General features: G+C 73.5%; 16 protein-coding genes. 15 read left to right on the top strand and 1 reads right to left on the bottom strand.

Features of this window, described 5'->3' with window-relative positions; all coding sequences use genetic code 11:
* Window positions 1–24: 24 nt before the first annotated feature.
* From asnB to ACPT94_RS34030, 9 genes are all read left to right on the top strand, one after another.
* Window positions 25–1,842 carry an asparagine synthase (glutamine-hydrolyzing) gene (gene asnB / locus ACPT94_RS34070; protein WP_425247616.1) on the top strand — a complete coding sequence of 606 codons (1,818 nt, stop codon included), beginning with the start codon at window positions 25–27 and terminating at the stop codon, window positions 1,840–1,842.
* A complete protein-coding gene (locus ACPT94_RS34065; protein WP_425247615.1) occupies window positions 1,839–2,900 on the top strand; it encodes a PrpF domain-containing protein in 1,062 nt (353 codons plus the stop codon). The genes asnB and ACPT94_RS34065 overlap by 4 nt, the downstream gene beginning before the upstream one ends.
* Entirely contained in the window at window positions 2,897–4,000 is a 1,104-nt protein-coding gene (locus tag ACPT94_RS34060) for an acyl-CoA dehydrogenase family protein (RefSeq protein ID WP_360335317.1), read from the top strand. Before ACPT94_RS34065 ends, ACPT94_RS34060 begins: the two co-directional genes overlap by 4 nt.
* On the top strand, window positions 3,988–5,436 hold the full coding sequence (locus ACPT94_RS34055) for a dihydroorotase (protein ID WP_425247614.1): 1,449 nt from the start codon (window positions 3,988–3,990) through the stop codon (window positions 5,434–5,436). Before ACPT94_RS34060 ends, ACPT94_RS34055 begins: the two co-directional genes overlap by 13 nt.
* Complete coding sequence (locus ACPT94_RS34050) at window positions 5,433–7,274, top strand: NAD(P)H-dependent oxidoreductase (protein WP_425247613.1); 1,842 nt, start codon at window positions 5,433–5,435, stop codon at window positions 7,272–7,274. The genes ACPT94_RS34055 and ACPT94_RS34050 overlap by 4 nt, the downstream gene beginning before the upstream one ends.
* A 316-nt stretch (window positions 7,275–7,590) precedes the next feature.
* On the top strand, window positions 7,591–7,914 hold the full coding sequence (locus ACPT94_RS34045) for a hypothetical protein (protein WP_360335311.1): 324 nt from the start codon (window positions 7,591–7,593) through the stop codon (window positions 7,912–7,914).
* A 98-nt stretch (window positions 7,915–8,012) separates the two neighbouring features.
* On the top strand, window positions 8,013–9,314 hold the full coding sequence (locus ACPT94_RS34040; protein WP_425247612.1) for an acyltransferase family protein: 1,302 nt from the start codon (window positions 8,013–8,015) through the stop codon (window positions 9,312–9,314).
* 283 nt (window positions 9,315–9,597) lie between these two features.
* Window positions 9,598–10,386, top strand: coding sequence for an alpha/beta fold hydrolase (locus ACPT94_RS34035; protein ID WP_360335307.1), 789 nt, complete (start codon window positions 9,598–9,600; stop codon window positions 10,384–10,386).
* Between the two features lie 127 nt (window positions 10,387–10,513).
* Window positions 10,514–12,622, top strand: a complete 2,109-nt coding sequence (locus ACPT94_RS34030; protein ID WP_425247611.1) for an MMPL family transporter — start codon at window positions 10,514–10,516, stop codon at window positions 12,620–12,622.
* Window positions 12,623–12,970: 348 nt separating this feature from the next.
* Here the strand turns inward: ACPT94_RS34030 and ACPT94_RS34025 are convergent, their stop codons facing one another.
* Window positions 12,971–13,297, bottom strand: a complete 327-nt coding sequence (locus ACPT94_RS34025; RefSeq protein ID WP_360335303.1) for a hypothetical protein — start codon at window positions 13,295–13,297, stop codon at window positions 12,971–12,973.
* 1,513 nt (window positions 13,298–14,810) lie between these two features.
* Between ACPT94_RS34025 and ACPT94_RS34020 the strand changes: the two genes are divergently transcribed.
* The 6 genes from ACPT94_RS34020 (at window position 14,811) to ACPT94_RS33995 (ending at window position 22,001) form a co-directional block, all read left to right on the top strand.
* On the top strand, window positions 14,811–15,812 hold the full coding sequence (locus ACPT94_RS34020) for a methyltransferase (protein ID WP_425247625.1): 1,002 nt from the start codon (window positions 14,811–14,813) through the stop codon (window positions 15,810–15,812).
* A 60-nt stretch (window positions 15,813–15,872) separates the two neighbouring features.
* Complete coding sequence (locus tag ACPT94_RS34015) at window positions 15,873–17,105, top strand: cytochrome P450 (RefSeq protein WP_360335300.1); 1,233 nt, start codon at window positions 15,873–15,875, stop codon at window positions 17,103–17,105.
* A gap of 615 nt (window positions 17,106–17,720) precedes the next feature.
* On the top strand, window positions 17,721–18,428 hold the full coding sequence (locus ACPT94_RS34010; protein ID WP_425247610.1) for a flavodoxin family protein: 708 nt from the start codon (window positions 17,721–17,723) through the stop codon (window positions 18,426–18,428).
* Complete coding sequence (locus tag ACPT94_RS34005) at window positions 18,425–19,834, top strand: phenylacetate--CoA ligase family protein (RefSeq protein WP_360335296.1); 1,410 nt, start codon at window positions 18,425–18,427, stop codon at window positions 19,832–19,834. Before ACPT94_RS34010 ends, ACPT94_RS34005 begins: the two co-directional genes overlap by 4 nt.
* Window positions 19,835–19,851: 17 nt before the next feature.
* Window positions 19,852–21,351, top strand: a complete 1,500-nt coding sequence (locus ACPT94_RS34000; RefSeq protein WP_425247609.1) for an anthranilate synthase component I family protein — start codon at window positions 19,852–19,854, stop codon at window positions 21,349–21,351.
* A 5-nt stretch (window positions 21,352–21,356) separates the two neighbouring features.
* Window positions 21,357–22,001 (top strand): anthranilate synthase component II, encoded by a 645-nt coding sequence (locus ACPT94_RS33995; RefSeq protein WP_425247624.1) that lies wholly within the window; start codon window positions 21,357–21,359, stop codon window positions 21,999–22,001.
* Window positions 22,002–22,033 lie beyond the last annotated feature (32 nt).

Below are 22,033 nucleotides of genomic sequence, written 5' to 3'. Positions count from 1 at the left end.
CTCCTCACGGAAAGACAGGCAGACATGTGCCGGATCCACGGCTACTTCAACGCGGTGGCCACACCGCACGAGATGTGCACCGTCGCCGCCCTCCAGCGCCACGGCGGCCCGGACGCCACCGGCATGTCCCGGGCGCCGGGCTGGGGCCTGGGCTACGACCGGCTCGCCGTCGTCGACCTGAGCGGCGGACGGCAGCCGTACGGGCTCGGCGGCCCCGTCCAGGCCGTGTTCAACGGGGAGATCTACAACCACGACGAGCTGCGCCGCCGGCTGCGCGAGCGGGGCCACGTCTTCACCGACCGCTGCGACGGCGGCGTCATCCCGGCCCTGTACCTGGAGTACGGCGAGGACTTCACCGAGCACCTCGACGGCATGTACGCCATCGCGCTGGTCGACCGGCGCGGCGAGGTGCCCCGGCTGCTGCTGGCCACCGATGAGATCGGGATGAAGCCGCTCTACTACCGGTGGGACGCGGCCGCCCGCTCCCTGCACTTCGCCTCCGAGATCCCCGCCCTGCTGGGCTTCGAAGCCGTCGGCGCCCGGATGCGGGAGACGGCTCTGGACGCCTATCTGGCCACCCGTACGCCCTTCGGCGAGCAGACGATGTTCGAGGACGTCGAGGTGCTGGCCCCGGGCACCACGCTCGTGTGCGACCTGGGCGCACCGCCCCGGCGCCGCAGGCGCGTCCCGGCCGCCGCCGAACTGCCGGAGCCGGACCGGGCCGCCGAGCGGGTGCGCGAACGGCTGCGCGAGGAGGTCGGCCGGCTGCTCGTCGCGGACGTCCCCGTCGCCCTGATCACCTCCGGCGGGCTGGACTCCAGCCTGGTCACCGCCCTGGCCGCCGAGCACGGACCGGTGCACTCCTTCAACATCGCCTACCGGGGCCAGTGGCCTTTCGACGAGCGGCACTTCGCCCGCGAGGTCGCCGACCGCGCCGGGGCCCGCCACCACCAGGTCGAGATCGACCCGGCCGACTTCCCCGCCCTGCTGGAGGAGACCGTCGGGCACCTGGGCCAGCCCAACGCCGACCCCATCGCCCTGAGCACCTACGCCCTGTTCAAGGCCGTACGGCAGGAGGGCTTCACGGTCGCGCTGACCGGCGACGCGGCCGACGAGGTGTTCGGCGGCTACGCCCGGATGCGCACCGCGGCCGAGACGGCCGCGGCCGGCGGCGACTGGTCCGCCGCCTACCTCGACGCGCTGTCCGCCGCCCCGCCCGCGGTGCGCGCCGGGCTGTACACCGACGCCTACCGCGACCATCTGCGGCACACCGCCCCCCTGCCCGAGGCCGCCCACCAGGACCTGTTGCACGGGCCCGGCAGCGTCCTGGAGCGCATCACCCGCTTCGAGCTCGGCCACCGCCTGCCCGCCTACCACCTGCGCCGCGTCGACCACCTGAGCATGGCCGGGTCCATCGAGGTACGGCTGCCGTTCTGCCAGCGGTCCGTGGTGGCCCTGGGCCGCGCCCTGCCCGACCCGCTGCGCATCCACGGCGGACAGGTCAAACGCACCCTCTACACGGCCGCCCGGGGGCTGCTGCCCGACAGTGTGCTCACCCGCCCCAAGCAGCCCTTCACCCTGCCGGTCACCGCGATGCTCGCCCCCGGCACGCCCCTGTGGGAGTTCGCGCGCGACCTGCTGCACCCCGCACGCCTGGCCGCCGACGGACGGATCGAACCCGGCGCCGTCGACGCCCTGTTCGACGGGCAGGCCCACCGTCCGGGCGACACCACGGCGCTGACGCTGTGGGCGCTGCTCGTGCACGAGGTGTGGCGGGAGCGGTTCCAGGGCGCCGGGCGCGCCTCCACCACCCGGCCCGCCGCCGCGGCGGTGGCGGCGTGATCGGCCACCTCGCCTACGCCGCCGGCAGTCCCTGCCCGACGTTCGTCCTGGACTCCGCCCGGCTGCCGCGCGAGGACACGGCACTGCTCGGACACCTGACCGAGGCCCGCCGCTACCTGACCTCGGCGGGCGGCGCCCACGTCCTGAAGATCGCCCTCGTGGAGCCGTCCGCGCACCCGATGTTCGACCTCGACTACCGGTTCGTCCAGGCCCTGCCCGGCGCGCCCGACCTGTTCGACCTGCGCGGCTCCTGCGGCCATTCCGTCCTCGCGGCGGTGGTCGCCGCCGCCCGCTGCGGCATGCTGCCGCGGCTCGTGCCCGGCGCCCGCGTGCGGGTGCGGGTGCGCAACAACGGCGACAGCGTGGTGTGCGAGGTCGACCGGGTCGAGCGCGACGCGGTGGGCTTCACCGTCACCTTCGTCCAGCCGCGCCCGGTGCCCTTCACCGACCTGCTGCCCACCGGGCAGGCGCGGACCGTGCTGGAGGCGAACGGGCAGCGCGTGGAGGTGTCGCTGGTCTCCAGCGCCAACACCTACGCCTTCGTCGACGCCCGCTCGCTCCGCGTGAGCGACCAGAGCGCCCTCTTCGCCGCCGACGGGGAACTGCTGCAGCGCCTGGAGGCCCTGCGCGGCGCCGCAGCACGGCGGCTCGGCTGGCCGACCGGCGGAGCCTTCCCCAAGATCGCGGCGGTGCTGCCGGGCGAGGACGGCGGCGTCGCGGCCCGCGCCCTGACCGTGCCCGGCTGGCATCCCACCATCGCGCTGACCGGAGCCGTCTGCCTGGGCACCGCCGCGCGCATCCCCGGCACCGTTCCCTGGCGGATCACACGTGAGGCGGAAGCCGGCGACGGACTCCTGGACATCACCACGCCGGGCGGCCGGGCCGCCGTCACCGCGGTCGTCTCCCTGCCCGGCACCGACGACGGCGACGGAGCCCTGCTGTGGTCCTCCGTCGCCCGCAAGCGCGTCACCTTCCAGGGCTCCTTCGCCCTGGCACCCCTGAGTCACCTGCAATTCGAGGAGGTTGCCCAATGCCTGGCGCTGTCGGGAGCCATATGAGACCGCGGCTCGCGCCCGCGTTGCGCGCGCTGCTGCGCGAGGGCGCCGAACAGGCCGACGCGGCCGGCGAGGTGGACCGGGAGGCCCTCGCGGCCCTGCGCGCGAGCGGCCTGCTCGCCACCGCCGTACCCGCCGCCCACGGCGGCACCGGCCAGGACGCCGCCGCGGTCAACGCGCTGGTCGAGCAGATCGCCGCGGTCAACCCGTCGGTGGCGATCATCGCGTTCCAGCACTTCGCCGTCAGCGCCCGGATCGCCGAATGGGGCACCCCCCGGCAGCAGGAGCGCTGGCTGCCCCGGCTGGCCGACGGCACCTGGCTGGCCGCCTCCGCGTGGAGCGAGAACGGGGCGGGCGCCGACAAGCAGAACCTGTCCACCACGGCGGAGCGCCGCACCGACGGCAGCTGGGTGCTGAACGGTTCCAAGACCTTCACCACCGGTGCCGGCGTCGCCGACGTCTACCTGGTCCTGGTCCGCACGGCCGCGCCCGCCACCGCACCGGCGCCAGGCTACGGAGCGGCCGGGCAGACCTTCTTCCTCGTCGGAGCCGACAACCCCGGCCTGGTTCCCGACCTCGGCCTGGAGCTGGCCGGCATGCGCGGCTCCGCGACCGGGCTGGTCACCCTCGACCGCGCCGTCGTGACGGACGACGACCGGCTCGGCCCCGAAGGGGAGGCCGCCTCGATCATCGCCGGGGTCCGCGAGACCGGGGCCAGCCTCGGCGCGGTGGCCGTCGGCACCGCACAGGCCGCCCTCGACCTGGCCGTCGCGCACGCCCGCGGCCGCGGGCTCATGGACCTGCCGGCCGTACGGCACCGGCTGGCGGACCTGGCGACGCGGCTGGAGGCGGCCCGCGCCGTGGTGGAGCGGGCCGGGGCGCGCACCTCCGCCGACCCGGGCCTGACCACCCTGCACAGCAAGCTGCACGCGACCGAGGCCGCCGAGGAGATCTGCCTCGACGTCGCCCGCATGCTCGGCTCCGCCGGGTACCGCGACGGCGCCCGGATCGGCCGTCTGCTCGCGGACGCGCGCGGTGTCTCCCTCATGGGCCCGACCAACGATCTGTGCCGGGAACTGGTGGCGGCGTCGTGGACCGGCTGACCCCCGCCCCCGAACTCGTCGTCAGCGGCCGCAGACTGGTCACCCCGCAGGGCGTGCGTCCCGGCCATCTGTTCATCTCCGGCGGGCGGATCACGGCCGTCGCGGACACCGACGACGCCCCCGCCTCGGCCGACCGGCTCGACGCGGGCGAGCACTACGTGCTGCCCGGACTCATCGACTCCCACGTCCACTTCCGCACCCCCGGTCTGACCCACAAGGAGGACTGGGAACACGGGAGCAGGGCGGCCGTACGCGGCGGTGTCACGACCGTGATGGACATGCCGAACACGGTGCCGCCCACGCTCGCACCCGAGGCGATCCACGCCAAGGCGTCCCTCGTCGACGGCCGCACCCTGGTGGACTACCGCTTCCACCTGGGGCTCGACCCCGCCCGCCCCGAACTGCTGGCGGACCTCGACGCACAGGTCGCCACCAGCGTGAAGATCTTCATGGCCGGGCACCACACCGCACCGACCGTGGTGCGCGACGCGGACCAGCTGGAGAAGGCGTTCGCGGCGGCTGCCGCGGGCGGCGTCCAGTTGGTCCTGCACGCCGAGGACGACGCTCTGTTCGCGCTCCTGGACGCCTGGTGGGGCGAGCCCGGAAGCTACCTGGAGTACGAGGCGCGCCGCCCGCGCACCGGGGGGATCGTCGCCGTCGCCAAGGTCCTCGAACTGGTGCGCCGCCACGGCACGCGCGCCCACATCCTCCACCTGTCCAGCGCCGAGGAGGCCGACCTGGTGTGCGCGGCCCGGGCGGCGGGGCTTCCCGTCACCTTCGAGGTCACCGGGCACCACCTGTCGTTCACCGACAAGGACACCCGGCGCCTGGGCGCCCGCACCCGCCTGTCGCCCTCCATCCGCGGCGTGCGCGACCAGGACCGGCTGTGGCGGGCGCTGCGGCACGGCGAGGCGGCCACCCTCGGCAGCGACCACGCGCCCCACACCATCGAGGAGAAGACCCGCACCGTGGCCCAGTCGCCCCCCGGACTGCCCGGCGTCCAGGAACTGGCCGTCGCCGTGTGGACGGGCATGCGCAGGCGGTGGCCCCACGAGGAGCCCGACGCGGCCGCCGCGCGTCTCGCGCGTCACCTCTCCACGCAGCCGGCCGAGCTGTTCCGGCTGCCCGGCAAGGGACGGCTGGAGGCGGGAGCCGACGCCGATCTCGTGTTCTTCGCGCCCGACGTGCCCTGGATGCTCTCCGCGCACGACGTGGAGAGCAAGTGCGGCTGGTCGGCGTACGAGGGGTGGACCTTCACCGGCCGCGTCGAGCGCACCCTGCGCGCCGGCCGCACCGTGTGGGACGCGGCGACAGGCTCCTTCGGCAGCTACGACGGCCGACTGCTGGACGCGGCACCCGCCCGCCCCGCACCGCCCGCCCCGCACCCCCCGAACGCCTCGGCCCGACCGGCCGGATCGGAGGTCCCCCACCCATGACGCAACGCCAGACCGTGCTCATCGCCGGCGGCGGCATAGGCGGCCTGGCCGCAGCCGCCGGCCTCGCCGCGCGCGGCTTCGACGTCACCGTGATCGAGCGCGCCACCCGGGTCAGGGAAGGCGGCTCGGGTCTCATGCTCCAGCCCAACGGCCTGCGCGCCGCCGACGCGCTCGGCGAGAGCGTCGGCGCCCGTGTCCGGGCCACCGGGCACGTCACCGCCCCCGACGAGGTACGCGTCCTGATGGACGCCCGGGGGACCGTTCTCGCCGAGGAGCCGGTCGGGGCCGTCGGACAGCGCGCGGGCGCCCCGCAGATCCCCGTCCTGCGCTCCGCCCTGCACCGGGCCCTGCTCGACGAGGCCGTCACCGCGGGCGCCGCCGTACGGATGGCCACCGCCGTCGAGGACTACACCGGCCACGACGACCACGTCACCGTCCGGCTCTCCGACGGCAGCACCGCCACCTGCCAGGCACTCATCGCCGCCGACGGCATCAACTCCGCGGTGCGCCGCCGCCTCCTCGGCGACGGACCACCCACCTACCGGGGCTACACCTCGGTGCGCGGACACACCCGCGGCTCGGCACTGGGACAACGCGGCCACGTCGTCAACGGTCGCGGCATCCAGCTGTTCGTCGCACCGGTCGGCGACGACACCCTCTACTGGACCGCCAAGATCACCGCCCCCGAGGGGATCTGGCCCGCCATGGAACCCGACGACGCCCAGCGCGCCCTGCTCGCCGAGCTGAGGGACTGGTATCCGCCCGTGGTCGACCTGGTGCGCGCCGCCGACCCCGGCGACATCGTCGTCACCGACATCCACGACCGTGATCCCGCCCCCCGCTGGACCGACCACCGGGTCGCGCTGCTCGGCGACGCCGCCCACCCGATGGTCCCCGCCCTCGGTCAGGGCGCCAACATGGCGCTCGAGGACGCCGCCGTGCTCGCCGACTGCCTGAGCGCCTGCGCGCACGTGCCCACCGCGCTCGCCGCCTACGCCCGCGCGCGCATGGACCGCACCGCCGCGGTCGTCCTGTCCTCGCGCCGCCAGGGCGCCCTCGACCAGGGCGCCGACCGGGAAGGGGAGGAACGGCGCAACGCCCGGATGAGGTCGGCCGGGCGCAAGGACCAGGACGCGCTCGACATCGCCGCGTGGCGGCCGGCTCCGGCCCGGGCCGCCTCCCCGGCGCACCCACAGGCCCCACGGAAGGACGCCGGCACCGTGAGCACTCCCCACATCGTTCTGCTCAGCGGCTCCGTGCGGGCCGGCTCGACGTCGGACCGGGTGGCCCAGTGGTGCGCCCAGCGCGTCACCGCGACCGGCGCCACCGCCCGCGTCTTCACCGGCGCGGAGATCGACTTCCCCGCCTACCGGCCCGGTCTGGCGGCCGGTCATCCGGGCGTCGCCGAGTTCCTCGCCGAACTGGGCCGCGCCGACGGCGTGGTGCTGGTCTCTCCGACGTACCACGCCAGTGTCTCCGGGCTGCTCAAGAACGCCCTCGACACGGTCAACGACATCGACGGCCCGCTGCCCTACCTCGACGGGCGGGCCATCGGCACGGTCGCCGTGGGCGCGGGCGCCCAGGGCGCCGCGGCCACCCTCACCACCCTGCGCACCATCGCCCACGCGCTGCGCGGCTGGCCCGCCCCGCTGGGCGTGGCCGTCACCCGGGCGCCCGCGCCTGCGGCGCTGGGCCGGCAACCGGTGCCGCCGGACGAGGAGCGCCTCGACGAGATGGTCCGTCAGGTGCTGTGGCTGGCCGGCGTCCGCGCGGCGACCAAGCCTTCCGGAACCGTCCCCGCCGCGGCCCGGCCCGCCGGGGAGAGCGCCGCGGCCTGACCGCCGCGGGACCGCCGCCCGATCCGCCCCGCGGCCGTCGCGGCCCGATCTGCCGGGGAGACCGCCCGCAGCCCGGCCCGCGGAGAGAGCGCCGCGGCCTGACCGCCGCCCGATCCGTCCCGCGGACCGTCGCGGTCCGGCCCCGCTCCGGGGCCGCCGTGCCGCACCGCCACCCGCAGGCGGCCGTGGCCCGGCACGTCCACCTGCGGACCGTCATGGCCCGAGCCACCCCACGGACCACACCGTCCGGCCCCTCGAGGACACCGTCGCGCACGTCCTTTTGAACCCGCCGCCCACCTCGCAGAGAGGCACCCGTATGACCGGCACCTCCTACCACCGCGCCCCGAGCACGCCCGGTCCCGTCTGGCGTGACGCCAACGTCCGCACCGGTCCCTCGCTGGACAGCCCGGTCGTCGAACTGCTGCTGCCCGACAGCGGCACCTCCCACACCGCCGAGGGCTGGGCCCTCGGGGACGAGGTCGTCGAAGGGGAGAACCCCGTCGGCGAGATCGTCAGCTCCGTCTGGTTCAAGTTCGCGGACAGCCGTTGGTGCAGTGCCGTCAACTTCGATCCCGCGCACCTCAGGTCCGTCCTCGGCGACGACGCCCCTCTGGTGCGGCCGCACACTCCGGCACGCTGAGCACCCGCGGTGCCGCCAACACCGCACTTCAGAAGATGGCAACGGTATCGAGCCACACCCATCCTGAACGAGCCACCGAACAAAGGAGCTCTGCCGAAGTGAATGCCAACGGGGCCGCGGCACAGGCCCAGCAACCAAAACGCGTCGGGCGGCTCGACGGTGTCCGGGCGCTGTGCGCGCTCGGGGTGGCGGCGGTCCACACCTCCTTCGCCGCCGGTGTCATGGGCGCCTACACCGCCAAGCCGGGCAACGAGGTGCTGGCCACGCTGCTGGCGGGCTTGCGACCGCTGGCCCTCGGCCCCTTCTTCGTCCTGTCCGGGATGCTGCTCTACCGCCCGTTCGCCCGGTGGACCCTCACCGGCAGCGAGCGGCCCCGGATCGGGCCGTTCCTGGCCAAGCGCCTGGCCCGGCTGTGGCCGGCGTACATCCTGCTCGCCCTGGTCTGCGTCTTCCTGCTCAACTACGACGCCGTGGACGGCCCCTGGTACGTGCTCAGGCCGATTCTGATGCTGCAGGTCTACGACTACACGTGGATAGCCGGCATGGACCCGGCGTGGACCGTCCCCGCCGAGATGCAGTACTACCTCGCCCTGCCGGTCCTGGCCGTGCTCATGCACTGGCTGGCGGGCCGGGTGAGCGACCCGGTCAAGAAGGCCCGCCGCATGATGATCCCGCCGGCCGTCATCACGGTGGCGTCCGCGGTGTGGACGTACTGGATCCACCGTCCGCAGATGGGCGTCTACCCGCAGGAGTACTGGTGGCCGTTCGCCGTGGGCGGCGCCTTCGCCCTCGGCATGGCGATGGCCGTCGTCCATGTCCTGGCGGAGATCAAGCCGCACGACAAGCCCGCCCTGTACCGCATCGCCGCCCGCCGGCCCCTGCTGCTCTGCGGCGCCGCTCTGGTCATCTACGCCGTCAACTGCACGCAGCCCTTCGGCCGTCCCGGCTACGGCGACTACGAGGGTGTGGGCCTGGCCGTCACGCAGTACTTCCTGCTGCTGGCCTTCTCCTACGTGGTCGTGATGCCGCTGTCGATCCCCGAGGCGAAGTCGAGGGTCATCGACGCGATCGTGGCCAACCCCGTCTCCCGCTACCTCGGCCGCATCTCGTACGGCATCTACCTGTGGCACTTCGCGATCATGTACTTCTGGTTCGAGACGGGCAGCGTCTTCGGCACCCAGCCCGCCCTCATGCAGCAGCTGCGCGGCACCATCTCCTTCCCGGAGCTGATGTCCGCGGTGCTCATCGGCAGCATCGCCGCCGCGACGGTGAGCCACTACCTTCTCGAGCGCCCGATCGTCGCCGCGGTCGGCCGCTGGGCCCGCCGCAAGGAGGCCGCCTCCGCCGCGGCGTCGGCGCCCGCGTCCCCCTCCCGGCAGGACCACGTCCTCACCCGCTGAAGCGGCGGCGCCGCAAGCGCCGGCCCCGGCAACGACGAGCCCCCGCGGGCCTTTCGCCCGCGGGGGCTCGTCGTCGCGTCGCGCCGTGCGCCGCACCGCAGGCGAGACGGAGCAGCCCCGCCGCCGTGCCGCCGACTGTGGCACACGGCATCTTCCGGATTGCGGTGTGCGGGGGCACTTGAACGCAGCAACCTCGAAGATGCGGCGCCCGTCCGCCTCCCGGGACGCTGAGTGCGGCACCACCGTGTGCCTCCCCCCAAGGCCGCTCAGCATCAGGAGAGCAATGAACACCGTCCAGTCCGCCGACGGCACCGCCATCGCCTACGACCGCTCCGGTGAGGGCGAGCCCCTCATCCTGGTCGGCGGCTCGTTCAGCGAGCGCGCGCACCCCACCATGACGCAACTGGCCGAAGAACTGGCCCCCCACTTCACCGTCTACAACTACGACCGTCGCGGGCGAGGGGACAGCGCCGACGCGCCGGAGTACGCGGTCGAGCGGGAGATCGAGGACCTCGCCGCCCTGATCGCCGAGGCGGGTGGTTCGGCGAAGGTGTTCGGTCTGTCCGCGGGCGGCGTCCTGGCGCTCAAGGCCGCCGCCGCCGGCCTGAACATCACTCAGGTCGCCGTCTACGACCCTCCGTTCGTCGTGGACGAGACCGGCCCGAAGCCGCCTGCCGGTTTCACCGAGAAGCTCGCCGAGCTCGCCGCGACCGACCGCCGGGGCGAGGCCGTGGAGTTCTTCATGACCCAGGGCATGGGCGCCCCGGCCGAAGCCGTCGCGGGGATGCGGTTCGCTCCCTTCTGGGCGGGCCTGGAGGCGCTGGCCCACACCCTCCCGTACGACACCACGATCACGGGCGACGACTTCGCCCTGCCCACCGACGAACTCACCGCCGTCAAGGTGCCCGTTCTCGTCGCCCACGGCGGCGACGCCGACCCGTGGCTGCACGCGAGCGCCCGCGCCGTCGCCGACGTGCTGCCCGACTCCCGTCACCACACCTTGGCCGGCCAGGGCATCGCCGTCGAGCCGGCGGTCCTCGCTCCGCAGCTGAGGGACTTCTTCAAGAGCTGAGCCCGCCGCTTTTCGGCAGCGCCCGTGGAGCCGCGGCCCCACGGGCGCTGCTGTGCCCGGGCCGCCCCGTGATCCGGGAAGCCGCCCGTGCGCACGCCGTACGTCCCCACCCAGAAGGAGAACTTCCATGCGAACGTGGCTCGATCGGAGCGTCGCCACGCCCGGCGGCCGACGCGGCAAATGGCTGGCCCTGGCCGCCTGGCTGCTCGCCGTGATGGCCCTCGGAGCACTGGCGGGCAAACTGGGCGAAGTACAGGACACCAGTGCCAACGCCTTCCTGCCCCGCGGTGCCGAGTCCGCCCGGGTCAACACGGAACTGGAGAAGTTCCGCACCCACGACCTGATGGCTGCCGTCGCCGTCTACACCAGCGACGCCCCCCTCACCGACGCCGACCGCGCCAAGGTCGAAGCCGACCGCGCGGCGTTCGCGAAGATCGCCGAGCCGGGCCAGGAGGTGCCGCCCGCGGTCACCTCCAAGGACGGCAGGGCCCTGATGGTCGTCGTCCCGCTGTCCGGCGAGGACCAGGCCGTGCTCGCCGACAAGGTCGCCGAACTGCGCACCGTGGCGGCCGCCCACGCCCCGCCCGGTCTCGACGCCAAGGTCGGCGGACTGGGCGGCGCCACCGCCGACGCCTTCACCGTCTTCGACACCCTCGACGGCACCCTGATGGCGGTCACCGGCCTCATCGTCATCGTCCTGCTGCTGCTCACCTACCGCAGCCCCGTGCTGTGGCTGTTCCCGGTCATCGCGGTCGCCTTCGCCGCCGTCCTGACCCAGGCCTTCACCTACCTGTTCGCCAAGTACGCCGGACTCCAGGTCGATCCGCAGAGCTCCGGTGTCCTCATGGTGCTCGTCTTCGGCATCGGCACCGACTACGCCCTGCTGCTCATCGCTCGCTACCGCGAGGAGCTGCACCGCCACGAAGACCGGCACGAGGCCATGAGGATCGCCCTGCGCCGCTGCTTCCCCGCCGTGCTGGCCTCCGCGGCCACCATCGCCGTCGGCCTGCTCTGCCTCGGGTTCGCCGACATCAACTCCTCCCGCTCGATGGGGCTGGTCGGCGCCATCGGCGTCGTCTTCGGTTTCCTCGCCATGGTGAGCGTGCTGCCGGCCCTGCTCGTCGTCGCCGGACGCTGGGTGTTCTGGCCGCTCGTGCCGCGTCACGGAACCGCCCCGCGCACCGGCGGCGGGTGGCAGCGCGTCGGCGAGGCCGTGGCCGCCCGGCCACGCCGCGCCTGGCTGGTCTCCCTGCTGGTCACCGGCGGCCTCGCGCTGTCCGCCCTCGGCATCGACATGGGGCTGAGCCAGTCCGAGTGGTTCCAGAACAAGCCGGAGTCCGTCGTCGCCCAGGAGAGGCTCTCGGCCCACTTCCCCTCCGGCGCCGGCGACCCGGCGGTCATCATCGCCCGGACCTCCGAGGCACAGGACGTCACGAAGACGGCCGAGAACACCGACGGCGTCCTCGACGTCACCACCGTCGCCACCACCGCCGACGGAAAGCTGACCCAGCTGTCCGCGGTACTGGACGGCACGCCCGACAGCCAGGCAGCGAAGGACGCCGTGAAGGCGCTGCGCGCGAACACCGACGCCCTGGTCGGCGGTACCGCCGCGCAGAGCCTGGACAAGGAGACCGCCACCGCGCGCGACCTGCGGACCGTCGTCCCGGTCGTCCTGCTGGTCATCCTGCTCGTGCTGGTGTGGCTGCTGCGGTCGCTGGTGGCCCCGCTGGTGCTGCTGGCCACCGTCGTCGTCTCGTACTTCTCCGCCCTCGGCGCCTCGAACCTGCTGTTCGAGCACGTCTTCGGCTACTCCGGAACCGACTGGTCGGTGCCGCTGCTCGGCTTCGTCTTCCTGGTGGCCCTCGGCGTCGACTACAACATCTTCCTCATGCACCGGGTCCGGGAGGAGGCACAGCTGCGCGGCCACCGGCGGGGAGTGGTCGCCGGCCTCAGCGGCACCGGCGGCGTGATCACCTCCGCCGGCCTCGTCCTCGCGGCGACCTTCGCGGTGTTCGCCGCGCTGCCGCTGGTCGCCATGGCCCAGATGGGGGTGATCGTCGGCGTCGGCGTGCTGATCGACACCTTCCTGGTGCGGACCGTCCTGGTGCCCGCCCTCGCCCTCGACCTGGGCGAGCGCCGCTTCTGGTGGCCCGCCCGGCCCGCCGTGGCCGGTCCGGCCCCGGCCTCCCGGGACGCCGGGGCCGACACACCCGAACGGGAGCACGTCGTGCTGTGACGCGGCGTCGGGAGGCCATCCGGCGCCCCGCCCCGAGTCTCGGTCCGTCTGACCAGTACACAGACGGCTGCGGCCCCGGACACGGCAGGTGTTCGGGGCCGCAGCCGTTCCGGCGGAGCCGGGGTGAGCGCGGGACATTCAGGTGGGGTTCAGGGGGGTGACACCGGTTCCGGCGTACAGCTCGGGTTCGAGCGAGAGGACGGTGACCGGTTCCCCGGCCTTGGCGGCCTGCCAGGCGATCGCTGCCGGATGCGTCACGGCCCACGGGGCGCCCGCCCAGGCGATGGCGTCCCGGGCGTGATCGGTGGTGAACGGCAGGCGAGGTGCCGGGACCGTTCCTGAAGACTGTCAGGAGACGGACCGCACCTCGCGACGGCGGCGAGCGTCGATCGGCGAGGTCCGGCGCGGCTGGTGGGCGCGCTCATCGGGTTCGACGTCGGGGGCCTGGAGCGCCTCCAGCACGAGCTGGGCCACCTCGGGGTTTTGGGCGAAGAAGAACCGCGGGTTCACCCGGTACTCAGCTCCGTTGCGGCTGATCAGGCGGAGCGCGGTCAGCCGGTTAAGGGCCTCGTAGACCGTGGAGACGGAGACGTGCTGCTTCCGCTGGTACACCTCGCCCGTCGCCTCGTCGACGACGAGCGTCATCCCCCGCCGGGCCCTGCTCGTGGCTGCCATGGATCTCCGTCCAAGCGACCTCCAAGGCACGTTTTTTTCGTGCCTTAGCTCCTGCCTTTGATGCCTTATGGGCATGATCTACGGAGGATCTAAGGCATGTTTTTTCCGGCCGTAAGGCACGAAAAATCGTGCCTTACGGCAGCGTTCGACCAGGTCAGAGCGACCGCCCCTTCTTGTAACAGAACGCGCGCGCGCATTTACCCTCCGCACATGCGCATATCAAGCACCTGGCACACTCCGGCGTGTCATGCCTTGGCAGCGAGGGGAAGCGGGCGCCAGGCCGCCAGGCTCACCCTCCGCCGCAGGCGCCTAGGGTCGGCGAGTCCTCAGGCCCGGGGGGCCTTGCGGGTCCCGACTGATGCCACCTGGTCGCCGCCGGCGGCTGCCGGCAGTCCTCGGCTGGCGACGAGCAGGAGTAAGCGCAGTCCTGCCGGTGGTGGGCCGAGGTACCTCCGTACCGCCGTCGTCGGCGCCCCCGCCGCAGGAGTTGCCTTTCCGTGGCTGAGGTCGATTCCACCGCCGTTTGATCACCCGCACGATGAAAGGCCAGCCGCCGGACGGTGTGTGCAGTAGGTGCTGGACTGCACCTCGGCGCGTCGGCCCCCCGGAGGTGCCAGCCCCCGGGGTGCGCAATGGCGGAGCCCGTAGCCCCGGAGCGCAGCGGAGGGGGCGCTGGTACGAGGCCGCAACGGTGCGCATGAGCACGACAGGGGCCGACCTCCGGAGGGGCGACGCACTGCCGGACCGGGCCGTCAGGCCCGGTGTCCCACGACGGTGGGTCAGCCGCAAAGAGCCGGGCCCGGCCGAAAGGCGTTCATCGTGGCCGCTGAGCGCCCCGCACACGCGCTCTCCCCTCCCCTCCCCTCCCCGCCCGCCCGGGGCGGATACGGCCGCCTACGGGCCGCACAGATCATCGGGGCGTGCTGGAACTTTCGCTGGACCGGTCGGCTCCACAGGCGTGGTCTTTCGTGGAGTCGGAACGCATCCCGCAGGCCGCGCGAGGAGGCCCGCGCCCCGGTACGCGTCGCGCTGGCCTGCTGGAACCTCCAGGACCACGTAGACACCGGGATGCTGCTCGTCAGCGAACTGGCTGCGAACGCCGTCCGCCACGTCAGCGGACCCCGCATCCGTGTCCACGTCGACCGCCCGGCGCCCCCGCTGCTGCTCTTCGCCGTGGTGGACAACGCCCCCGACCGGCGGCCGCATCTGCGTACGCCCGGCCCGGACGACGTATCGGGCCGGGGACTGCTGCTGCTCGCCGAGTTCGCCGACCGGTGGGGACACGACACCGTCTGCGGCCCCGCCTCCCAGCCCGGACCAAACGCGTCTGGGCAGAACTGCGGATCACGCCGTGAAGCGTCGCACCGCCCCGGCCACCTGACCACCCTGCAGGGCCCTGCCCGCCGCAACCGCCGGGCAGGAGCGCAATCCAGGAGATGGCCCGCGCGCGCCGCTCGGCGAGGATGACACCGCGGGCCCGGCTGTGCCCGTCGACGAAGGAGGACACGCCGTGTTGGGCGACGAGGACGGCAGCGCCGCCACGCTGTGGCGGATGGCGAACCTGGGCACGCCGATGGCCGTGCGCGTGGCCGCGACCCTGCGGATCGCGGACCACATCGCGGCCGGCACGCACACGGCGGCCGCCCTGGCCGAGGCGGTCGGCGCCCACCCCGGCGCCCTGGAGCGGCTGTTGCGCTACCTGACCGTGCGGGGCGTGCTCGACCGCGGCGACGACGGCCGCTACACCCTGACCGCGCTGGGCCGGCCGCTGTGCGAGGACCACCCGGCCGGCCTGCGCGCCTGGTTCGACATCCACACCGGAGGCCGCGGCGAACTGTCCTTCGTGGAGCTGCTGCACAGCGTCACCACCGGGGAGGCCGCCTTCCCGGTGCGCTACGGGCGCTCCTACTGGGACGACCTGACCGCCGACCCCGAGCGGGCGGCCGCCTTCAACACCCTCCTCGGCGCCGACGTCGCCGCCCGCGCCCCGGGCATCGTCTCCGCCTTCGACTGGGCCCGCGTCGGCCATGTCGTCGACGTCGGCGGCGGCGACGGCTCCCTGCTGACCGCCCTGCTGACCGCCCACCCCGGCCTGCGCGGCACGGTCGTCGACCTGGAGGAGGCCGTGCACAGCGCCAAGCGGTCCTTCGCCGCCTCCGGCCTGGACGACCGCGCCGACGCCGTCACCGGAAGTTTCTTCGACCCCCTGCCCGCCGGCGCCGGCGGCTACGTGCTCTCGCTGATCCTGCACGACTGGGACGACGCCGCGGCCACCGCGATCCTGCGCCGCTGCGCCGAGGCCGCCGGCTCCACCGGCTCCGTCTTCGTCATCGAGTCGGTCGGCCCCGCCGGCGACGCCCCGCACACCGGCATGGACCTGCGGATGCTGTGCGTCTACGGCGCCGGGGAGCGCGGCGTGGCCGAGTTCGCCGCCCTCGCCGCGGACGCCGGCCTGAAGGTGGCCGCCGTCCACCCCGCGGGCCCCTCGGCGATCATCGAGCTGACCGCGGCCTGACCGTGCCACGCGACCGGGCCGTCCGGCCGCACCGAGTATCCCCGCAGGAGGAGACGCCGGATGGCCGAGCCAGCCCTGTCCCTGACCGAGGCGTTCGCCGCCCTGGGAACGCCCCGAGGACGCCAGGACCCCTACCCGCTGTACGAGGCGATCCGCGCCCACGGCGACCTCGCCTGGCGCGGTCGCGGGCGGCTGGTCGTCACCGGCTACGACGAGTGCGCCCGGGCCCTGCGCGACACCCGCCTGCACGTGCAGGACCGCGCGGCTTACGACGCCGCCTATCCGGCCTGGCGCTCCCACTCCTCCCTGCGCGCCTTCACCAGCTCGATGCTCTACAGCAACGGAGCCGACCACACCCGTCTCAGGTCCCTGGCCGGCTTCGCCTTCACCCCGCCGCGGGTGCGCGAACTCACCGCGGCCGTCGAGGACATGGCCGACCGTCTGCTGGACCGCATGGCCGCGCTCGGCGCCGACGGCACCCCGGTCGACGTCATCGCCGAGTTCGCCTCCCGGCTGCCCGTCGCCGTCGTCAGCGCCGTGCTCGGCTTCCCGGAAGAGGACCAGGTGTGGTTCCGGGACATGGCCTCCGCCATCGCGGTGTCCACCGACGGATTCTCCGACCCGGCCGCCCTGCACCGGGCGGACGCCGCGATGGACGCGCTCGCCGGCTACTTCGACGACCTCGTCGAGCGCCGCCGCCGCAGGCCGGCCGAGGACCTCGTCACCGCCTTGGCCGAAGTGCACCGCGGCGAGCCGGGACGGCTGAGCCACGAGGAGCTGATGGGCAACCTCATGGTGCTGCTCACCGCCGGCTTCGAGACCACCAGTTTCCTCATCGGCCACGGCGTGATGCTCGCCCTGGACCACGCCCCATACGCGCGTCGGCTGCGCGACGACGCGGACTTCGCCGACGCCTACGTCGAGGAGATCCTGCGGTACGAGCCGCCCGTGCACGTCACCAGCCGCTGGGCCGCCGACGACACCGACCTGCTCGGCGCCGCCGTCCCGCGCGGCACCCGGCTCACCCTCGTCCTGGCCGCCGCCAACCGCGACCCGCGCCGCTTCACCGCCCCGGACCGCTTCGTCCCCGGGCGTCGCGCGCCGCAGCCCCTCAGCTTCGGCGCGGGCCCCCACTACTGCCTCGGCGCCCCCCTCGCCCGCCTGGAGGCCCGGATCGCCCTGCCCCGGCTGCTGCGCCGCTTCCCGGACCTGTCCGCGACCGGGCGGCCCGTCTACCGCGACCGGTGGGTCGTACGGGGACTGGACACCTACTCCCTCACGCTCGGCGCCTGACCGGCCATTGCCTCACGCTCGGCGGCTGACCGGCCATTGCCTCACGCTCGGCGGCTGACCGGCCATTGCCTCACGCTCGGCGGCTGACCGGCCATTGCCTCACGCTCGGCGGCTGACCGGCTATTGCCTCGCGCTCGGCGCCTGACCAGGCCGGACCGCGGCCAACCGCGACCCGCGCCGCTTCACCGCCCCGGATCGCTTCGTCCCCGGGCGTCGCGCGCCGCAGCCCCTCAGCTTCGGCGCGGGCCCCCACCACTGCCTCGGCGCCCCCTCGCCCACCCGGAGGCCCGGATCGCCCTGCCCCGCTTCACCCTCGCGCCCGGGACCTGACGGGCCCCAGCCCTCCCTCGGGCCCGGGACCTGACGGGCCCCAGCCCTCCCTCGCGCCCGGGACCTGACGGGCCCCAGCCCTCCCTCGGGCCCGCTTGGCGCCGCTTGTCGCACAGCATTTAGAGAGATGCGTCTTCGCGGCCGCAGACGTGACGATTTCAGTAAGTCGGCAGGCCCCCCACGACGACTTGGCGAAGTCCAGCATCCGCGCCCCCGCGCCCGCGCTGTCCGGCTGCCCATCCGCCGACTGCGCCGGATCCGCCGAACCTTCGAAGGAGTCATCTCGTGACAGCACCACTCAAGATCCTGGCGATCAACGGATCGGAGCGTGACGGCAACACCGCCGACGTCCTGCGGCACGCCGCGGAGGTCGCCGCGCGACGCGGGGTCGAGTTCGAGACGGTCGATCTGCGCAGCATCCGCATGGACCGCTGCGGCCCGTGCGGCGACTGCAACCACCGCACGACTGTCTGTGCGATGAAAGACGACGTCGCCGGTGTGGTGGCCAGGATGATCGAGGCGGACGGCATCGTCTTCGCCGCTCCGGTCCACGGGTTCGGCACCGCCAGCCTCATGCAGACCTTCATCGAGCGGGCCGGCGTGGGCTACCTGCGTTTCGACCGGCCGCTGACCAACAAGGTCGCCGGCGTCATCTCCGTCGCCCGCCGCTACAGCGGCGGCGAGGTGTGGGCACAGCTGACCGTCAACGCCCTGCTCAACAGGATGATCGTGGTGGGCAGCGGGTTTCCGGCCACCGTCCACGCCCTGCACCGGGGCGACGCCCTGAAGGACGAGGAAGGCCTGACCAACGTCTCCCGGCTCGTGGAGCGGATGACGGACATGATGGAGCTGCTGGACGAGCACCGCAGGCTCACCGGCCACGACGGCCCGCTCAGCTCCCACGAGGTCAACGAACGCGTCGGACTGGCCCTGAACGCCGCCGAGTTCGACGACGGGCCCGAGCCCGCCCTCGCCCTGCAGGGCCGGCCGTGACCGCCGCCGACACGGATGCCTTCCTCGCCGCCCACCGCCGTGTCAGCGACTCCTTCTACGACGGCACCCTCACCCGGCGGGAACTGGCCGACTGGCGGGCCGAACGACTGACCGCCGTACTGCGTCACGTCACCGGACGCTCACCGTTCTACCGCCGCCACCTCGCCGGCGTGGACGTCGGCGCGGTCACCCCCGCCACCTTGGACACGCTGCCTTTCACCACCAAGGACGATCTGCGGCGCGAGATGTACGACGTGCTGTCCGGCCCACTCGCCGACGCGCGGATCTACTACGAGACCAACGGCACCACCGGGGCCGCGACACCCTGTCCGCGTGGCGCCCGGGACATCGTCACCTCCAACACGGCCGTCGAGCAGTCCTGGCGGCACCTGCTGCGCACCCGCTTCGGCGACCGCAGACCGGTCGTCGGCCTGATGGGGCCGTCCGAACTGTACGCGTTCGGCGACGTGTTCACCGACGTGGCCGCGACCCTCGACCTCTGCCACGTCAAGATCTGGCCCGAGTCGCCGCGCGTCGGCTTCAAGAAGGCGCTGCGCCTGATCGAGGAGCTGGGCGTCGAGGTCGTCGTGTGCGCTCCCGCCCTGTGCCTGAGCCTGGCCAAGGCCGCCCTGCACCACGGCTACGACCCGGCCCGGCTGCCGGTGAAGCTGTTCCTCGTCCTCGGCGAGATCTGCACCCCGCAGTTCGCGGCGAACGTCTCCACCGTCTGGCCGCACGCCGTCGTACGGCCCGCCCTGTACGGCTCCCAGGAGGCGCTGTGCATCGCCGCCGGTGCCGACAGCGGCACGCTCCACCTGTCCGTGCCCAACTACCTGGCCGAACTCGTCGACCCGGACACCGGCGCGTCCCTGGGCCCCTTCGGCACCGGCGAACTGGTGCTGACCATGCTGGTCGACGGCATCAAGCCGCTGATCCGCTACCGCACCGGGGACATGGTCCGCCTCACGCCCGCTCCGCCCGGATCCGCCCTGCCCGGGCCACTCGTCGAGGTCCTCGGGCGGGCCGGCGACCGTATCCCGCTCGGCGACGGCCTGCTGTGGCCGGCCGAACTGGAGGCCGCCGTCCTGACGGACGTCCGCGGCTGCCTGGGCTACCAGGTCGTCATCGACCGCGCCCCGGACGGCGGCGACCGGGTCACCGTCCGCATGGACCTCCTGCCGGGCACGGCACGACCCGACCGGGTCGCCGCGGCCGTCGCCGCCCGGCTGGACGAACGCACCGGTGCGCGGACCTCCGTCGTGGTCGACACCGACCTCGATCCCGTGACGCACACCGGTTCGTTCGTCAGCTGGAAGGCGGCCCGGGTGCTCGATCGCCGGTCCGGGCCCGACGGCGCGGCCCGCACCGCCCAAGAGATCGCGCATCGCTACGCGATCACCACGTGACCCCGAAGGACCGTGCCATGACCGACCAGCTCCCGGCGCCCCCCGCGGTCCGCGTGACCACGCGCACCCGCGGCGTGCCCCAGCCGGCGATGCTCCCCGCCTACCGCGCCCTCGCCGAGCGCTTCGGGCCCGACCAGGTCTACCTCCTGGAGTCCGCGGCCGGCCCGCTGCGCGACCGCCGCTACCAGTTCACCGGCTTCGGCACCTTGCTGTCGCTGTCCGTCACCGACGGAGCGGTGCGTGTGGAGGGACAGCCCGGCCTCGTCGGACTGTTCCTCGAGCGAGCCCGGCCGCTGCTGGCGCAGGACGCCGGGGCCGGTCCGGGCAAGGGACACGCCTCCTTGCGGCTGCGCTCCTTCGGGGACCTGTGGGCGCTGCTGCGCACCGCCCAGCGGATGTTCGACGCCGAGGGCTCCGGCAGCCGCTTCCGCTTCGGCTTCCTCGCCTACTTCGGCTACGACACCGTCCGTTACGTCGAAGACCTTCCGTACCTCATCGAGCAGCGCCCGGACCTGCCCGACGTCCACCTCGTGCTGCACCAGGGCTGCGTGGTCGCCGACCTCGAGGGCAGCCGCGCCGAGCTGCTGCTGCACGAGTCCGCGCAGTGGGCGCCGCTCGACCAGGACGACATCGTGGGCCTGCTCCAGCGGGCCGGGCACACCCACCCCGAGCCCGCGGCGGACACCTTCCCCGAGGCCGTCGTCACCGACGACAGCGACCCCGACCGGTTCGCCGCCGACGTCGAGCACTGCCTGAAGCACATCGCGGTCGGCGACATCTACCAGGTGCAGATCGGGCACGAGCTGACCATCCGCTCCCCGGCCCACCCGGTCGACGTCTACCAGCGGTTGCGCCGCCGCAACGCCTCGCCCTACATGTACCTGGTGAGCCTGGCGGGGCAGTGCGTCATCGGCGCGAGCCCCGAGCTGTTCGTACGGATCGAGGACGGCGCCGTCACCATGCGGCCCATCGCCGGCACCCTGCCGCGCACCGGGGACGACGAGGCCGGCGCCCGGCGGCTGTCCTCGGACCCCAAGGAGGTCGCCGAGCACACCATGCTGGTCGACCTGTGCCGCAACGACATCGGCCGGATCTGCCAAGCCGACACCCTCCGGGTGCCCGACCGGCTCACCGTCGAGCGCTACTCGCACGTACTGCACCTCGTGTCGACCGTGGGGGGGCAGGCCGAGGAGGACAAGGACGCCTTCGACGCGATCGCCGCCCTGTTCCCCGCCGGCACGATGACCGGAACCCCGAAGATCCGGGCCATGGAAATCATCGAATCCGTCGAGCACAGCCGCCGCGGCCTGTACGCGGGCGCGCTCGGCGTCCTCGACGTCGGCGGTTACACCAACCTCTCCCTGTGCATCCGCACGCTGTTCCACCGCGACGGCGTGTACCGCACGCGGGCCTCGGCGGGCATCGTCGCCGACTCCGTCCCCCGCGCCGAATGGCGCGAGACGCTGGCCAAGATGAGCGCCGCCCACTGGGCGGTCACCGGAAAGGAACTGCTGTGACCCGGATGTTCACCGTCCGGCCCGCCCCCGCACGCCCGCGGATCCTCGTGGTCGACGCGTTCGACAGCTTCGTCGACATCCTGCGTCAGTACCTGATGTCGGCGGGCGCCGCCCCTCTCATGGTCCGCTCCGCCGCGCTGCGGCTGACGGACGTGCCCGCCATGGGACTCGACGGGATCCTCCTGGGGCCCGGCCCCGGGCACCCGGACGAGTCCGGGCACGTGGAGATCGTGCGAGCCTTCGCCGGACGCCTGCCCCTGTTCGGGGTGTGCCTGGGACACCAGGCCATCGGCCGCGCCTACGGCGCGAGCGTGGTGCCCGCCCGGCACCTCATGCACGGCAAGACCAGCCGGATCCACCACGACGGACGCGGCCTGTTCGCCGGACTGCCCGACGGGTTCGACGCGACCCGTTACCACTCCCTGATCGTGCCCGAGGAGTCCGTCCCGGACTGTCTGGAGGTCACCGCCAGGTCCGCGGACGACGGCTATGTGATGGGGCTGCGCCACCGCACCCTGCCCGTGGAGTCGGTCCAGTTCCATCCCGAGAGCTTCCGCACCGACCACGGAACGGACGTCATCGCCAACTTCCTCGACGCGGTACGGGCCTTCGGCACCCGCCCGGACGAGGACGAAGCCGCGGCGGCCTGACCTCCGCGGCCACGGACCGCACGCGCAAAGAT

The organism is Streptomyces aurantiaciflavus (genome assembly GCF_049808595.1).
GTDB lineage: Bacteria > Actinomycetota > Actinomycetes > Streptomycetales > Streptomycetaceae > Streptomyces.
This window is presented reverse-complemented; position numbering and strand designations above follow the sequence as displayed.

What these genes read in the sequence shown, in the direction of transcription:
- asnB (WP_425247616.1), top strand. Translation starts at nt 25, where the DNA reads ATGTGCCGGATCCACGGCTACTTCAACGCGGTGGCCACACCGCACGAG.
- ACPT94_RS34060 (WP_360335317.1), top strand. Translation starts at nt 2,897, where the DNA reads ATGAGACCGCGGCTCGCGCCCGCGTTGCGCGCGCTGCTGCGCGAGGGC.
- ACPT94_RS34050 (WP_425247613.1), top strand. Translation starts at nt 5,433, where the DNA reads ATGACGCAACGCCAGACCGTGCTCATCGCCGGCGGCGGCATAGGCGGC.
- ACPT94_RS34045 (WP_360335311.1), top strand. Translation starts at nt 7,591, where the DNA reads ATGACCGGCACCTCCTACCACCGCGCCCCGAGCACGCCCGGTCCCGTC.
- ACPT94_RS34035 (WP_360335307.1), top strand. Translation starts at nt 9,598, where the DNA reads ATGAACACCGTCCAGTCCGCCGACGGCACCGCCATCGCCTACGACCGC.
- ACPT94_RS34030 (WP_425247611.1), top strand. Translation starts at nt 10,514, where the DNA reads ATGCGAACGTGGCTCGATCGGAGCGTCGCCACGCCCGGCGGCCGACGC.
- ACPT94_RS34025 (WP_360335303.1), bottom strand. Translation starts at nt 13,297, where the DNA reads ATGGCAGCCACGAGCAGGGCCCGGCGGGGGATGACGCTCGTCGTCGAC.
- ACPT94_RS34015 (WP_360335300.1), top strand. Translation starts at nt 15,873, where the DNA reads ATGGCCGAGCCAGCCCTGTCCCTGACCGAGGCGTTCGCCGCCCTGGGA.
- ACPT94_RS34000 (WP_425247609.1), top strand. Translation starts at nt 19,852, where the DNA reads ATGACCGACCAGCTCCCGGCGCCCCCCGCGGTCCGCGTGACCACGCGC.
- ACPT94_RS33995 (WP_425247624.1), top strand. Translation starts at nt 21,357, where the DNA reads ATGTTCACCGTCCGGCCCGCCCCCGCACGCCCGCGGATCCTCGTGGTC.